This is a genomic window from Paenibacillus sp. FSL A5-0031 (assembly GCF_001956295.1).
Lineage (GTDB): Bacteria > Bacillota > Bacilli > Paenibacillales > Paenibacillaceae > Pristimantibacillus.
Genome location: NZ_MRTD01000009.1, coordinates 20,964 through 33,492 on the forward strand (window position 1 = coordinate 20,964; position 12,529 = coordinate 33,492).

Annotated in this window: 13 protein-coding genes; 11 read left to right on the forward strand and 2 right to left on the reverse strand. The window is 42.6% G+C overall.

Features of this window, described 5'->3' with window-relative positions:
• The first annotated feature begins 28 nt into the window (after positions 1-28).
• Positions 29-391 (forward strand): cupin domain-containing protein, encoded by a 363-nt coding sequence (locus BK120_RS16830; protein ID WP_076268665.1) that lies wholly within the window; start codon positions 29-31, stop codon positions 389-391.
• A gap of 343 nt (positions 392-734) precedes the next feature.
• Positions 735-2,165, forward strand: coding sequence for a VanZ family protein (locus BK120_RS16835; RefSeq protein ID WP_076268666.1), 1,431 nt, complete (start codon positions 735-737; stop codon positions 2,163-2,165).
• A gap of 166 nt (positions 2,166-2,331) precedes the next feature.
• On the opposite strand, the gene BK120_RS16840 is transcribed toward BK120_RS16835, so the two are convergent.
• Entirely contained in the window at positions 2,332-3,135 is an 804-nt protein-coding gene (locus tag BK120_RS16840) for an AAC(3) family N-acetyltransferase (RefSeq protein ID WP_076268667.1), read from the reverse strand.
• Between the two features lie 343 nt (positions 3,136-3,478).
• Between BK120_RS16840 and BK120_RS16845 the strand changes: the two genes are divergently transcribed.
• The 8 genes from BK120_RS16845 (at position 3,479) to BK120_RS16880 (ending at position 10,640) form a co-directional block, all read left to right on the forward strand.
• Positions 3,479-3,952, forward strand: a complete 474-nt coding sequence (locus BK120_RS16845) for a MarR family winged helix-turn-helix transcriptional regulator (RefSeq protein WP_256710926.1) — start codon at positions 3,479-3,481, stop codon at positions 3,950-3,952.
• Between the two features lie 74 nt (positions 3,953-4,026).
• A complete protein-coding gene (locus BK120_RS16850) occupies positions 4,027-4,395 on the forward strand; it encodes a VOC family protein (RefSeq protein ID WP_076268668.1) in 369 nt (122 codons plus the stop codon).
• The gene (locus BK120_RS16855) at positions 4,365-5,066 is read left to right on the forward strand and encodes an Imm50 family immunity protein (protein WP_144376784.1); all 702 of its coding nucleotides are present in this window, start codon (positions 4,365-4,367) and stop codon (positions 5,064-5,066) included. The genes BK120_RS16850 and BK120_RS16855 overlap by 31 nt, the downstream gene beginning before the upstream one ends.
• Positions 5,067-5,338: 272 nt before the next feature.
• Complete coding sequence (locus tag BK120_RS16860) at positions 5,339-6,265, forward strand: hypothetical protein (RefSeq protein WP_076268670.1); 927 nt, start codon at positions 5,339-5,341, stop codon at positions 6,263-6,265.
• A gap of 92 nt (positions 6,266-6,357) precedes the next feature.
• Positions 6,358-6,720: a BlaI/MecI/CopY family transcriptional regulator gene (locus BK120_RS16865; RefSeq protein WP_076268671.1), complete on the forward strand. Its 363-nt coding sequence runs from the start codon at positions 6,358-6,360 to the stop codon at positions 6,718-6,720.
• A gap of 2 nt (positions 6,721-6,722) precedes the next feature.
• Positions 6,723-8,687 (forward strand): M56 family metallopeptidase, encoded by a 1,965-nt coding sequence (locus BK120_RS16870; RefSeq protein ID WP_076268672.1) that lies wholly within the window; start codon positions 6,723-6,725, stop codon positions 8,685-8,687.
• 508 nt (positions 8,688-9,195) lie between these two features.
• Positions 9,196-9,906 carry a lysoplasmalogenase gene (locus tag BK120_RS16875; protein ID WP_076268673.1) on the forward strand — a complete coding sequence of 237 codons (711 nt, stop codon included), beginning with the start codon at positions 9,196-9,198 and terminating at the stop codon, positions 9,904-9,906.
• A gap of 293 nt (positions 9,907-10,199) precedes the next feature.
• Positions 10,200-10,640 (forward strand): hypothetical protein, encoded by a 441-nt coding sequence (locus BK120_RS16880; protein ID WP_076268674.1) that lies wholly within the window; start codon positions 10,200-10,202, stop codon positions 10,638-10,640.
• A 215-nt stretch (positions 10,641-10,855) separates the two neighbouring features.
• On the opposite strand, the gene BK120_RS16885 is transcribed toward BK120_RS16880, so the two are convergent.
• Positions 10,856-11,179 (reverse strand): 2Fe-2S iron-sulfur cluster-binding protein, encoded by a 324-nt coding sequence (locus BK120_RS16885; protein WP_076268675.1) that lies wholly within the window; start codon positions 11,177-11,179, stop codon positions 10,856-10,858.
• A 375-nt stretch (positions 11,180-11,554) separates the two neighbouring features.
• Here BK120_RS16885 and BK120_RS16890 point away from each other — a divergent pair, with 375 nt between their 5' ends.
• The gene (locus tag BK120_RS16890) at positions 11,555-12,457 is read left to right on the forward strand and encodes an AraC family transcriptional regulator (protein ID WP_305953888.1); all 903 of its coding nucleotides are present in this window, start codon (positions 11,555-11,557) and stop codon (positions 12,455-12,457) included.
• The last annotated feature ends 72 nt before the right edge of the window (positions 12,458-12,529 follow it).

Genomic DNA, 12,529 nt, shown 5'->3' on the forward strand with positions numbered 1-12,529 from the left:
TGAAAATTCGAAAAAAGGAGGGGTTAATATTCATTATCAAGCTATTAATCTGAATGAGAAGCTATCTAAATTCAATGACTATTGGTCTCTGAAAGTCATTGGTGAAATGAACGACTATCAATTTAAGCTTATTAAGATTGCAGGGGATTATGAATGGCACGTTCATGAAGATACCGATAAGGTATTTATCGCACTTGAAGGGGAGATGAACCTTGACTTTCGTGATGGCCAAGTGATAATTTCCAAGGGTGAAATGTTTATTGTCCCAAGGGGAAGAGAGATGAAGCCTTCCGCCGAAAAGGAATGCCATATCATGCTGGTGGAGCCTAAAAGCGCTATAAACACTGGCGATACGGAGTCCGAATTAACAACAGCCGATACTTGGATCTAGTGCATGGGAGATTTGCTTAATAGAAATGTCGTGTTTAATTTTTGTTGCTACAATGAAGGGCACCCAATCAGGGTGTCCTTCATTTTGCTTTACAGATGTTAAGGTGAATCGTTAAAAAATGCTTCCTGTTTATATACGACTTTACTTATTTTCAAACGAAGTGTTAATGCTTGCCGTTACTGACAGCGCGGATAAGCTTACCATAAGTGATAGTATAAACCTTAAGCATTTTTAAAGGTTTCTTAAGGAATTAGCAAAAGATGATTTATAGTGCCGTGTTATAATGAAAAACCACAAGAGAGTAAGACATTACGATTTTGTGTTCGGTATGAGGAGGAATATTGTGAGCATTACAGATATGTTCAATTACTTACGCTTTTTGGGATTGCCAGTGGTCATTGTAGTTGGTATCGAGCTGCTTCTAATTGCAGGTTATTATACATTTTATTATCGCAAAAGAAGGCGAGAGGAAGAGCCCTGGCTGCCTATGAGTAAGCTTATCCTCGGTGCGCTTTTCATCGGTTATATTGTTTTTGTTCTCCAGTTGACCGTTATCGGCCGAGGTACGTCACATTTCTTGGAAATGAACTTATATCCTTTCGGTGGTTATATCGTTGCATGGCAAAAATACTCGCTAAGAGAATTTCAGAACGGCATTTTTAACATTTTAATGTTTGTGCCATTGGGGATTTTGCTGCCTTGTTTGAGTTACAAGTTTAGAGCGTTCAAACGGCTTCTTCTTGTTGTTGTATGTGCAACATTAGCTATCGAAACGTATCAGACGCTTACTGGCGCAGGTCTATTTGAGGTTGATGATCTTATTAACAACACACTTGGCGGCATTATGGGCTACCAGTTATACAGACTTGCTGCTTCTATTATTGAGCACAAAAAAGTTAAGATCAAGAGCCTGCTGGGCAATCTGTCCATTCCCATAGCAATCGGTTTGATGTTTTGTGCAATGAATATCGTCTATAATCAGCAGGAGTTTGGTCAACTAGCCATTAATTCGTATCACAAATGGAATATGAAGGGCGTTGAGCTTAGCGCTTCACTCACGTTAAGCCCAGAACCAAATGCTGCTGCGGTATACAAAAGAGTCGTAAATAATGATGAGATCGCAGCGCTGCTGCGGCAAAAACTAGCATTGACTGAGTTAAGCGTCAAGAAGTGGGGAAGTGATCGTGAAAGTGTGTTAACGAGTAATAGCGGTACACACTACACGTTATTCCAATCCGAAGGGGGTAACTGGTCGTTAACCGAAAATGATTACGTCCCAGGGCAAGCCTCGCTAACTGATTCGGAATCTATGTTAGAGAAGGCGAAAACGATTGCGGATGATTTGAGCTTGCCTACTGAGAAGGCTGAATTGCGAGGAGTAGATGACGGTGAGTATGCATGGTCACTCTCGCAGATCCCAGGAATGAACGAGGATTACTGGACAGGCGATTTCTCCATTGGCCTAAAAGAGGATGGCAGCATCTACGCGATCAATAGCGGAATTAAGCACAATCAGTTTGTGAGGACGATGGATCTATTATCTCCAGCCGAAGTATATAAACGCATAGAGGATGGGGAATTTCAGCAGCTGAAAAGAAATGCTTTATTAACAAAGGATCAGCTTGAAATAAAAAAGGGTGACCATCTAGAAATAAAAGGAATAGAACTAACCTATATGTATGATTCAAAAGACTTTTATCGGCCTGTATATCAGGTTAATGGAACATATAATGGAGATCCCAATTGGTTTACCTTGATTGATGCAAAGAATTAAAAAAGCTGATTTGGGCTTATTATATTTTGATCCATATCCCTTAAAGCATATCTCGGGAAGCTCAGTTGGCATTTATAAAAGGGTACCCATACAGTGGACATTTTTAAAAGAATGTTTAGCGTATGGGTACCTTTTTGTAGCTAGAGTGATTAGTGGGCGCATGCCGTCACGCTCTATTCTTCTCCATCCACGAAACGGTCCAGTCGATCAGGGGTCTTACTTCCATAAATCGCACATCAGCATTTCCTACTTTATGAATTTTCATATTTTTTTGTTGATCATATTCGTTTCCTAATCTGCAAAAATCTTCGTCGTCGACTGCTTGAGTAGAATAAGTAACCCACGTTCTCTTGCCATTAATCATGACTGAACTGCTCTCATCTGCAAATTTTTTGGAAGAAAAATTTGCTCTCGTTTCCGCTAAATGCAGGGATGTATTTTTTTCATAGCCAACACCAATTAATAGTACATGTCCATCTAATTTATACAATTTATCTACAGGGGAGTCGCTGCCAAAAATATTACTTAAATCATGTTTTTCTGTTATATATTCCGCGTGTTTCCCTACTGCTGCTATCGACCTTGCCGGGTGATCAGACCTTTTTGCCCCTGGCCACTGTCTAAACATTTCAGCCACGACACCCATACCAATGGCAGGTGTTATTTCTTTATCATATGCGGGCCAGTTTTCACGAATAATAGGCCACCATTCCTTCGGTTCATTCCAATGAACTCCAGTAGAGGGGTCAAGGTTTTTCCATGTCTGAGAAGGCATCATCAATGTTCCTTCTTCTCCTACGATTTCAAGAAGTGACCTTATTAACGTTTCAGCCCCGCCTATAACAAATCCCAAGCTCTTTAATGAAGTATGTACGAATATGGTTTGCCCTTCCATTAATCCGCAGTTTTTAAATTGTGTAATTAAATCCTCTTTCGTTAAAATCATTCTCGTTTCTTCGTTTCCAGTCATTGTGCATCCTCCATTTCATTTGGAAAACAAAATAACCCCGCTACAGGTAGCGGGGTTGTCTCTAGCATTGCCAGAAAAGCATAGCCCTTGAATTACTCAAAATGGAATTATTTTTCAATAGTATACCAACAAAAATGACAGTCTACAATGGTCAGCAGAAAAAAATGCTGATGAAGACAGCACGGACAATTCCGCTGAATTGTTATTTTGCGAAGTGGATGGTTAGCACAGAACCATTGCTTCGAGCGCGTAAAAAATGTATAAATATTTACAGAAAAATAGTTGCAATAGCATTCTATATTTCATATACTGATATTAGTTGCAATGACATACTATTTAAGGAGTGAGAAAACTGAGCGAATATAGGAAGCTTGCTGAGAAGCATGAATCGGAATCTCACGGACAATACATCTCTGCCATCTATCGCCATATGCAAATCTTGATTTCAGCCGAACTGGCACCTTATCGAATCGGCAGCGGGCAGTATATTTTTCTAATGGCCATAGCATCTCAGCAGCCCATTACTCAAAAAGCTTTAAGCGAGAAGCTGCTTATTGACAAGACGACTACCGCTAAGGCGATTGCAAAGCTAGAAGCGGAAGGATATGTGCGCAGGGAAGTTGACCCCGCGGATAACCGCTATCAGCAGCTTTATTTGACAGAATCGGCACAGGGCGTGGTGCCGAAAGTACAGGAAGCGTTAGATAGGGTCAAGAGTAGAACCAAGCAGGGGATTTCCGATGAGGAATATGATCTATTTATAAACCTGTTGAAGGTTGTGCTTAGCAATCTGAGCAAGCAGGATGAAATGCTGTAATGAAAAATGTCACATAAGCGATTGAAATTGCAAATGCAGCGTATGACCAAACGAACCTTAGGAGGGTGTAAAGGATGATAGCATATCCGTTTATCGTAGTGGACAACTGCAAGGATGAAATGAAGTATTATCAAAGCGTTTTTGGCGGCGAAATTTTGATTCTACGCAAGCATGGGGAAGAGGTACTCAATGCGGACCTGCAGGTGGGGGATGCAATTCTTAAGTTTGCAGATACTCAAGCAGCGAAACCAGCACTGAAGGGCGATTATGTAAGAGTCTTTCTGAAAATCGAGACGGAGGAGGCTTATCGAGGGATTTACAATGAATTTGCCTCCAGCGGGACAGTTAATACGGATATGTATGAAGCTCCATTTAACGGTCTGTTGGCGATCGTTACCGATCGGAACGGCATATGCTGGGTGTTGTCCTTTTATCGAAGCTGATGTTAGATAATTGGGAATGGAACGTTAGCGTTCGCTCTGTAAAACGGGAAGAAATCTGCTTTACCCCAAACACTGATTGGCAGGTGCAAGCACAGGGCTATCGACTATATGTTAATACGGATCTGTCAGCAGAGCTACGTGCTCAGGATCAGGTTCGAATGACTGTTGGCGAATTAGGTAAACCCGACTGGGCTGCTTTTATCGGAACGGTAGTGAATTGCAGAACTGATTCTATCCTGCTTTATACGAGTCCCCAATATGAGTCAAGTCTAATGAACACAAGGCAGCTTGAACGCCTATTCTCACCGCTCACTTCTATAGAGGGAGCCGAAAGTGTTATTGATAAGCTCGGCTTTTTCCCCCCGTTTCATTACGATGTAATAACGAAGGCCCGTATAGAAGCTGCAGGACTGCATGGCAATCAGAAAAACTTATCTGTAACGATCAGGCATACATCCGCAGGTGGGCTGGAGCAACCTATTGCATTGTATTTCGAAGACATCCAGCATGAGAAAATAAGCCCCGCCGAGGAGTACAATATCTGTTTGCAGCTGAGTCTCGCCTATGAAAGCGATCAGATTCGCGTCGAATTGGATGCCGTGTCTGGGTTTGAAGCATCGTTTCTATGCCGAAAAATGGTTGTTCAATTTCACGATGGGAGTAAGAGCTGAGAAACTTCATAGGTCAGACACTGAAAATACAGTGCATAATGGATCTTTGATTCATATGCGCTGTATTTTTTTATGCCTAAAAAACAAACTTTGCTAAGGTCAGGTCTAACTTTCATCGTTATGATCATGAAGGATCATGCATCAGGGCTTCATGTAACACTTTTTCCTTTGCCATACTTTCGCCATGTTCAGGAGCGTTCTTCTCAGACATAATTCAGTTAATAAGTACAGAATTTAGTTTGTTTTATAACTGTCTTTAAGGAGGAATAGGCATGTTTAATAAAACGGTGGCGCTTCAACCTTTTGCTGATATTTCTGCGTATACGGAGGGGTTCAAGATTGTCTCGGCACAGATTGGCTCCGATGGCTGCATGTATGTTTTGCTCATTAACGAGATCCCCGTACGGGAACGAGGCATGTTCGTCCAAACGGTTCTAGGGAAAACATATACCTACAAGGTACTGCTCGTAGAAAAAGATTATGTTGATGAAGTGGTGTTTGCGGATCAACAATTCAATTATCATTATGTCCAGCCGCTTCATAATCGTCTACTGTTAGTCGGAGCGCGCTGCTCTTACTATGGCGCAGGCAAATATGATCTGAATGCTAAAGTGTGTGATTTTAAAGGAAATACAATTCGAGAGTTTTTGCTTGGAGACGGTATTCAAAGTGTTCAGGTGACGGAGAATGGGATTATTTGGACCAGTTATTTCGACGAGGGCGTGTTTGGAAACAACGGGTGGGATAAACCTGTAGGAGCGCAAGGCCTTGTGGCATGGGATGAGAACGGCAACAAATTGTATGAGGATCAAGTGTCGGATATCGCCGATTGTTATGCGCTCAATGCAGCTAGCGATGAGAAAGTGTGGTTTTATTATTATACGGACTTTTGGCTGGGCTGTATTTCCGGCGGAATCGAGCAGCCCAAGGTCACTTTTATAAATCCTGAGATTTCCGGCTCTTCTGGGTTTTGTACGGATGGTTATCACTTTCTGTTCGATGGCGGTTACGGAAAACACGGAGCTTATATTCTTAAGAAAAATGAAAAACCGGGGAGCTTATCTGAAGGGTGCAAGATCCATTTTCTGAATGAAAAAGCTGAGCCGCTTGTCCCGTTAACACAGGATTTTCGAGAGAATCGAGTGCTTTTCAGTGAAGGAAGCTTGTTGTACCTGGTGTCGGTGGAAGAAGTGGTTTAGCCTTGCTCTCCTATTTTCATTGACTAATCTGGTTTATAGTTATAAACTCGTTACAAAGGTTTATGATTATAAACCAGATAGGGGAGGTTATTATGAGTAACTTGAAGCTGTGTGAAAGTGATTATCGCTTTATGCTTGTTGTGTGGGAGAGCGAGCCGGTGGCATCCGGAAGGCTGGTAACTCTTTGTTCAGAAAAACTCGGCTGGAAGAAGCCAACCACCTATACCGTGCTTCGGAAAATGTGTGAAAAAGGACTTCTTAAAAATGAGGATACAATGGTAAGCTCCATTATTCCAAAAGAGCAGATCCAGGCGTACGAAAGCGAGCATTTTATTGAGCGGACTTTTGAGGGCTCGCTGCCTCAGTTTCTCGTCTCTTTTTTCGGCAATAAAGCTCTCTCCAATAAGGAAGCTGATGAGCTAAAGCGTCTAATTGATGAGCATAAGGAGGGCTGAGTATGGAAACGTTGTTTCTAAAAGTACTCAATATGTCTCTCACGGCGTCTTATGTCATTATCGCAGTGCTTCTCATCCGTCTGCTGTTGAAACGGGCACCAAAGAAATATTCCTATTTGCTATGGGCGATTGTACTGTTCCGCCTAGTTTGTCCTGTGTCTATTTCCTCTGAGCTCAGCCTCTTTAATGCTCCCCCCTTTGACATGACTGCAGCGCAAAAGAGCGGCGAAGCGGCACTGAGCTATGTCCCAGCAGACATCGGCTATATGGAGAAGCCGGGGATGACGGTAGGCATACCGACCGTAAATGTCATGATAAGCGACACGCTGCCGCAAGCGGACACGACTGCTAGCGTAAATCCATTGCAAATATGGATACAGATCGGTACAGTTTTATGGTGTATAGGTGTACTTGCGCTGCTTGTTTACAGCTTGGTGACCTATTTCCGTTTGAAACGCCGCATGGCTACAGCAGTCCGTTTGGATAAACATATATTCGAGTCCGACAGCATCCGGTCGCCATTTATTCTTGGCTTTATCAAACCGCGAATTTATATTCCCTTTGGGCTTCAGGAGCAAGAACGAGTCTACATTCTGAAGCATGAAGCCTACCATTTAAAGAGGAAAGATCACTTAATCAAGCCGCTCGCCTTTGTGGTTCTTGCTTTTCACTGGTTTAATCCGCTTGCTTGGCTTGCCTTTATATTAATGGCCAAAGACATGGAGATGAGCTGCGATGAAAAGGTGCTGTCGGAGACGGGTTCGGGAATCGCGAAGGATTATTGCACGTCATTGCTAGCCTTTGCGGCAAACCGCCGCTTACCGTCTGCTAGTCCGCTAGCCTTTGGAGAGACAGGCATCCGTGAGCGCGTCAAAAATATACTACGCTTTAAGACGCCAAATAAACGTGTGATCATATTCTCAGCCGCAGCTTGTATAATCGCTGTTGCCGTCTGTGCAACGAATCCAATTGTGAATGGGGCGCTGCAAGAGACTGGAGAACCGTATGGCAGCTATCGCTTTGAGGAACAGGTGTATATGAATTTACTGAGCTCGTTTGTAGCTGCCGATGGGTTTAAGGAGTACTATACTTTTACCGAAAACTCGCTTATTATAACCGACGGAGCCGGCAATCAACAGAAAATGAAGGCTATTTATGAACGGAAAGCTTTAGATGTGCAAAAGTTTAATGAAAGCTTTATGCCTAGTATTAATGTTCCTAATATTTTAGGTTATAAAGAAAGATACGAGTATGTACTAACCGATTCGGCCGTTGATCCTGAATATCGTCTTTTTCTGCTGGATGATGAGGTATGGCTGGCAAAAACACATAAGGATAACGTCAATACTCTAAAGAGCGAATATATTTGGAGCATCTACAAAATTTCGAAGCTAGACGAGGAGATAGTAGAATCAGAATCTATAGTGGGAACTCAGAACGGTGTTGATGCTTTTTTAGCTTTGCAAAAGGATTTTAATTCAGGCTACGACACAGATAAGTGTTATAACATCACACCGCAATCTATTAGTGATAACTCTGAATATAGCATTTTCAAATATGACAAATCTGCCGCATCATTTTTGTTATATAAGGGAGTTGTATATCGGCTTGGCGAGTGGTTTGGTGGGTTTGGCGTAACAACTATGGCTCTAGCTGACATGGACAACGATGGGGATTCCGAATTGTATTTTACATACTCATGGGGTTCTGGTCTTCATCGCTCTCATGCGGGTTATTTTAACCCGTCTACCAAAGAAATTGTAACCTTACCCTACACAAATATGAATAAGGACATGACCCTCGTGGATCATGGTGACGGCAGTCTGTCTCTATATGGCGCAGACATATCAAATTTAATAGATTTTGCTCATTTCAATAGGAAGAAAACTGATTTTATATCGGATATTGTTTATGAGAAAGGACAGATCTTATTAAGTAAAGCTAGAAGCTCAGATCACGGTGATTGAGGATGCAGCTTTCACTACTATGATCCAATTTCCATTCCAAAATCATTTTTCTAACGAACCGTATTGCGCTTATTGTGCAGAAAAGGACAACTATTTTATTTTAACGAACCTGGATAACGTTATAACCTACTTTATTAGGCGTTATGAGCTACTTTTCTCGAAATAACGATTCTGGAGTTCGTTACAATTTTAATCGACTACCAATGGCTTAAATAAGAGCTATAAGGTTCGTAAGCTAAAGGAATGGTAAGAGAAGGACGTCCTTCTGCCTAAGCTCCATCGAAAAACAAAGCGGGGTCTGTTTCAAGCGTAGGTAATTCTACTTTTGGGACAGCCCTTTTTTAAATTAAAGGAATGGCGATAAGTTACGAAAAAAGGCTGCTCGTTCTCTATTTTCGTTTATTTCATTCCTTTGTTCTACTTTAGAGAAGCAAAAATATTCATGTTTATGTCAGCGTTTACATCGTTTCTAGGTTCAGGTAAAGTGAGGGAATAAGGGGGATCGCATATGCGTAGAAGTTGGCTGCTGGGACTTATTGTGTGTACAGGTTTAATTCATCTTGCGACGTTATCAGTGGACAGTACGGTGCTGCATTGGATATTCAAGCTTCTGCCAATGGCACTCATTATTACGCTCGTTGCTCGCAGTGTACCAGATGGACGCGGCCAAGCGGTTTATAGGAAGCTGATTCTGACAGGGCTGCTGTTTAGCCTATTGGGAGATGCGTTCCTGCTGCTTCCCGATGATCCGTGGTTTGTGTTCGGATTGGGTGCGTTTCTAACGGGGCATTTGTTTTATGTGGCTGCAATGGTTGCTCGTTGGTTTAAGCAGCAATCGCGAATGAGATGGTACGGTGTGCTTGCGGGCTTGATTATCTTCATTTACTCGGTGCTGCTGGGCAGTCGCTTTTATGAGCGTATTTCGGGGGATGAAAGCTTAAGCGGGTTATGGATTCCCGTCGTTGTCTATATTACCGTTATTGGAGCGATGTGCTTTACGGCAATTATGAGCCGCAATGCGTTTGCGATTGTTGGTGCGATACTATTCGTTGCATCGGACTCGATACTGGCTTGGAATAAGTTTGTCGCAGATGTGCCTTATTCAGATCTCCTTATTATGTCTACTTACTTCGCTGCTCAAACGTTGATTGCTTCAAGCTTACAGAAGGTCAAGAATGTTGGAGCGGCGGCCGCTAAGCCTAAGAACATTCCTCTGTGATTAAGAATATGAACTTGATGATTGTGAATCAAATTGGATCGAGAACAAGTGTCGCCTGACACCTGATCGAACTTGGTACATTCTTCAAATAAGCAGCGAGTGGTATAATCTCCTGTGGTAAATACAGAAAAAGGGCTGAGAGCCCTTTTTGCCGTTGATATAGCCTTATGTCTTATTCTCCTCATGAGCAGTTTATATGCCTTTCCAACCCATTGAGCTGCCGTATACACACCAAAATCTATTAATCTCCATATGATAGTAGTAATTCTACTAATATTAAGGAGATGATAGGAATGATGAGAACAGGGGGAAGCAAGAGCGGAGGAGACCGAAGCTCAGGTTGTAAATGCTCAAAAAACCAGAGCCATGGCGATAAAAGCGAAGGCCACAAGAGTGGAGGACACAAAAACGAAGGACATAAAAGCGAAGGCCACAAAAATGAAGGTCACAAGAGCGAAGGCCATAAATGCTGCTGCGGTAAAAGCAGTGGAAGCAACAGCAATATTTTAAAAATTCTTTTGCGAATTGGTGTAGGAACACCCAATGTTCGGATTCATTTTGATGGAACATCGCATGTAGGTGTTTATTTGGGCATTTCAGATGGCAGCGTCATTCTTAATGTGAGAGGTGTCGTAGCATATATTAAAATAACTTCTATAACGGCTGTAGAGTTAGGTGTTAAAGTCAATAGAAAGTGTAAGAGAAAACAGTCGTGGAAGTGCAGAAAAACATAAGCTAATTACTCATTGGATATAACAGCCGTACTGTTAGCAAGAAGGCCGTGTTCATTTCCTTGTTTGGGCGGCACGGTCTAATCATTATTCCTGCCAATATAAACAAAAAAAGGGCTAGAAGCCCTTATTGTTGTAGATATGACCCAGATGGAGTTAGTTCACTTAATGTTATGATCGAATCTGCTTTTCCATCACCATATAACGCGGGAAAATGATTAATCTTGGGGACGAGTGCCGGGCTCCAGACCAGTAGAGGTTGCTGTCTTAATAAGCCGGACCGATAGGTCGCTATGCAACCGAATTTGGCAGGATAGCCGAATAGCTGCATCCTCGATTCCTTTATTGCGAAGAACTGTCGCTTCTGCCTCACTCATCTCGCCTGCATCTCCAGAGAGCACTTCTACAGCACAGGTCGTACACTTAACATTCCCGCCGCATCGGTGCAGGACGTCGACTCCATTATCCTCTAACATTAGCACAAGCTTTGTGCCTTCTACTGCCTGAATGGCGTTTCTTCCTTCTACTTGAACCGTTGGCATTTGCCATTCCTCCTCGAATTGTTCATCCTTATATTACCTAACCAGCTTATATTAAACCATTATCTTGATGAATAAGTCCAATTCTATAGCCCTTATCAGAATAAAGACCCACAAGAGGGGGGCTTTTTTCAAAGTATCCTTCTTATGTGTAAATAACCAAAATGAAAAGAACCGAAACCCATTCATCCAACGGGTTTCGGTTCTTTAATGGCGCCAGCTTAGCTGGTTGCAACGGCCACCCAGTGGCCTTTTTTCACATCCAATATAATTAGCATTATGTTAGGTGAACTAGACAAGAACAATCCACTACTATTATTATAATTCTTATAATAATTCAATTTATTTTGAATGTTGAGAAATGAGATAGTTGTCATTATGTTAGATGTCTGTGGAAATGATTATGGGATGGGAGTGATGGCTGCGATGCAGGAATACGAGTATGAGTTTGCTGATTTCATTTACTATACGCCTGGGCAACTGGAAAAGGAATGTCGTATATGGCCGGTTCGAGCGGGTCGCTGTTTGGCCAAGCCTAACTATAAAGTGGGACCCAAGAGGATCGAGTGCTACAGTCTTCACTTTGTGCAGGAGGGAATGGTTCGGCTGCAGTACGAAGGCAAGCAGGTGGAGCTGGAGAAGGGCGACGTGTTTTGTTTATTTCCTTATCGTAAATATTTCTACGACATGCTTCCCACTGATCGGCCGCTTCAAATGAGCTGGTTGGCGGTGGATGGCGATAGGGCAATGGCGTTGCTAGAGCTTGCGGGTTTAACGCATGAGCATCCGTTTCGCAAGAAGGCGCTGACCTCACGAGTCAGAGCATCGGCAGACCAAGTCATTCATACGCTTGAGGGCGCTCAGAGGTGGAATCCGGCAGGTGCACTTGAGCTGCAAAGTCATATTTGTGCATTATTCGCCGGGTTGATTCCGGATTCGGTACCAGTTCAAGAGGCCGAGCTTGCAGGTTGGATTCATGAATGCATGAAATACATAGAGCTGCACGCCTCAGAGGGAATATCCGTCCAACAGGTAGCGGATTTCGCGGGTGTTCATCGTTCCTACTTTACCCAAGTGTTTACAAGCCAAGCGGGCATGCCGCCAATGAAGTACATGCAGAAGATCCGTATGGACAAGGCGAGGCAGCTGCTAATGGATACAGATGCAACGATAACGGAGATCGCTCTGTCCCTTGGGTATCCGAATTTGTATACGTTCACCAGAGCATTCAAGACTTATTTTAAGGAATCCCCCTTAACTCTAAGAAAGACAATTGGATAATCTCAAGTAGGTACAATATATTTGAAAACGATTACACGATAAACACTTCCTTATGTTCAAAAAGGAGATTTC

Coding starts and splice junctions, on each gene's coding strand:
- BK120_RS16840 (WP_076268667.1), bottom strand. CDS start 3,135: ATGACTGGAAACGAAGAAACGAGAATGATTTTAACGAAAGAGGATTTA.
- BK120_RS16850 (WP_076268668.1), top strand. CDS start 4,027: ATGATAGCATATCCGTTTATCGTAGTGGACAACTGCAAGGATGAAATG.
- BK120_RS16855 (WP_144376784.1), top strand. CDS start 4,365: ATGCTGGGTGTTGTCCTTTTATCGAAGCTGATGTTAGATAATTGGGAA.
- BK120_RS16860 (WP_076268670.1), top strand. CDS start 5,339: ATGTTTAATAAAACGGTGGCGCTTCAACCTTTTGCTGATATTTCTGCG.
- BK120_RS16865 (WP_076268671.1), top strand. CDS start 6,358: ATGAGTAACTTGAAGCTGTGTGAAAGTGATTATCGCTTTATGCTTGTT.
- BK120_RS16870 (WP_076268672.1), top strand. CDS start 6,723: ATGGAAACGTTGTTTCTAAAAGTACTCAATATGTCTCTCACGGCGTCT.
- BK120_RS16875 (WP_076268673.1), top strand. CDS start 9,196: ATGCGTAGAAGTTGGCTGCTGGGACTTATTGTGTGTACAGGTTTAATT.
- BK120_RS16880 (WP_076268674.1), top strand. CDS start 10,200: ATGATGAGAACAGGGGGAAGCAAGAGCGGAGGAGACCGAAGCTCAGGT.
- BK120_RS16885 (WP_076268675.1), bottom strand. CDS start 11,179: ATGCCAACGGTTCAAGTAGAAGGAAGAAACGCCATTCAGGCAGTAGAA.
- BK120_RS16890 (WP_305953888.1), top strand. CDS start 11,555: ATGTTAGATGTCTGTGGAAATGATTATGGGATGGGAGTGATGGCTGCG.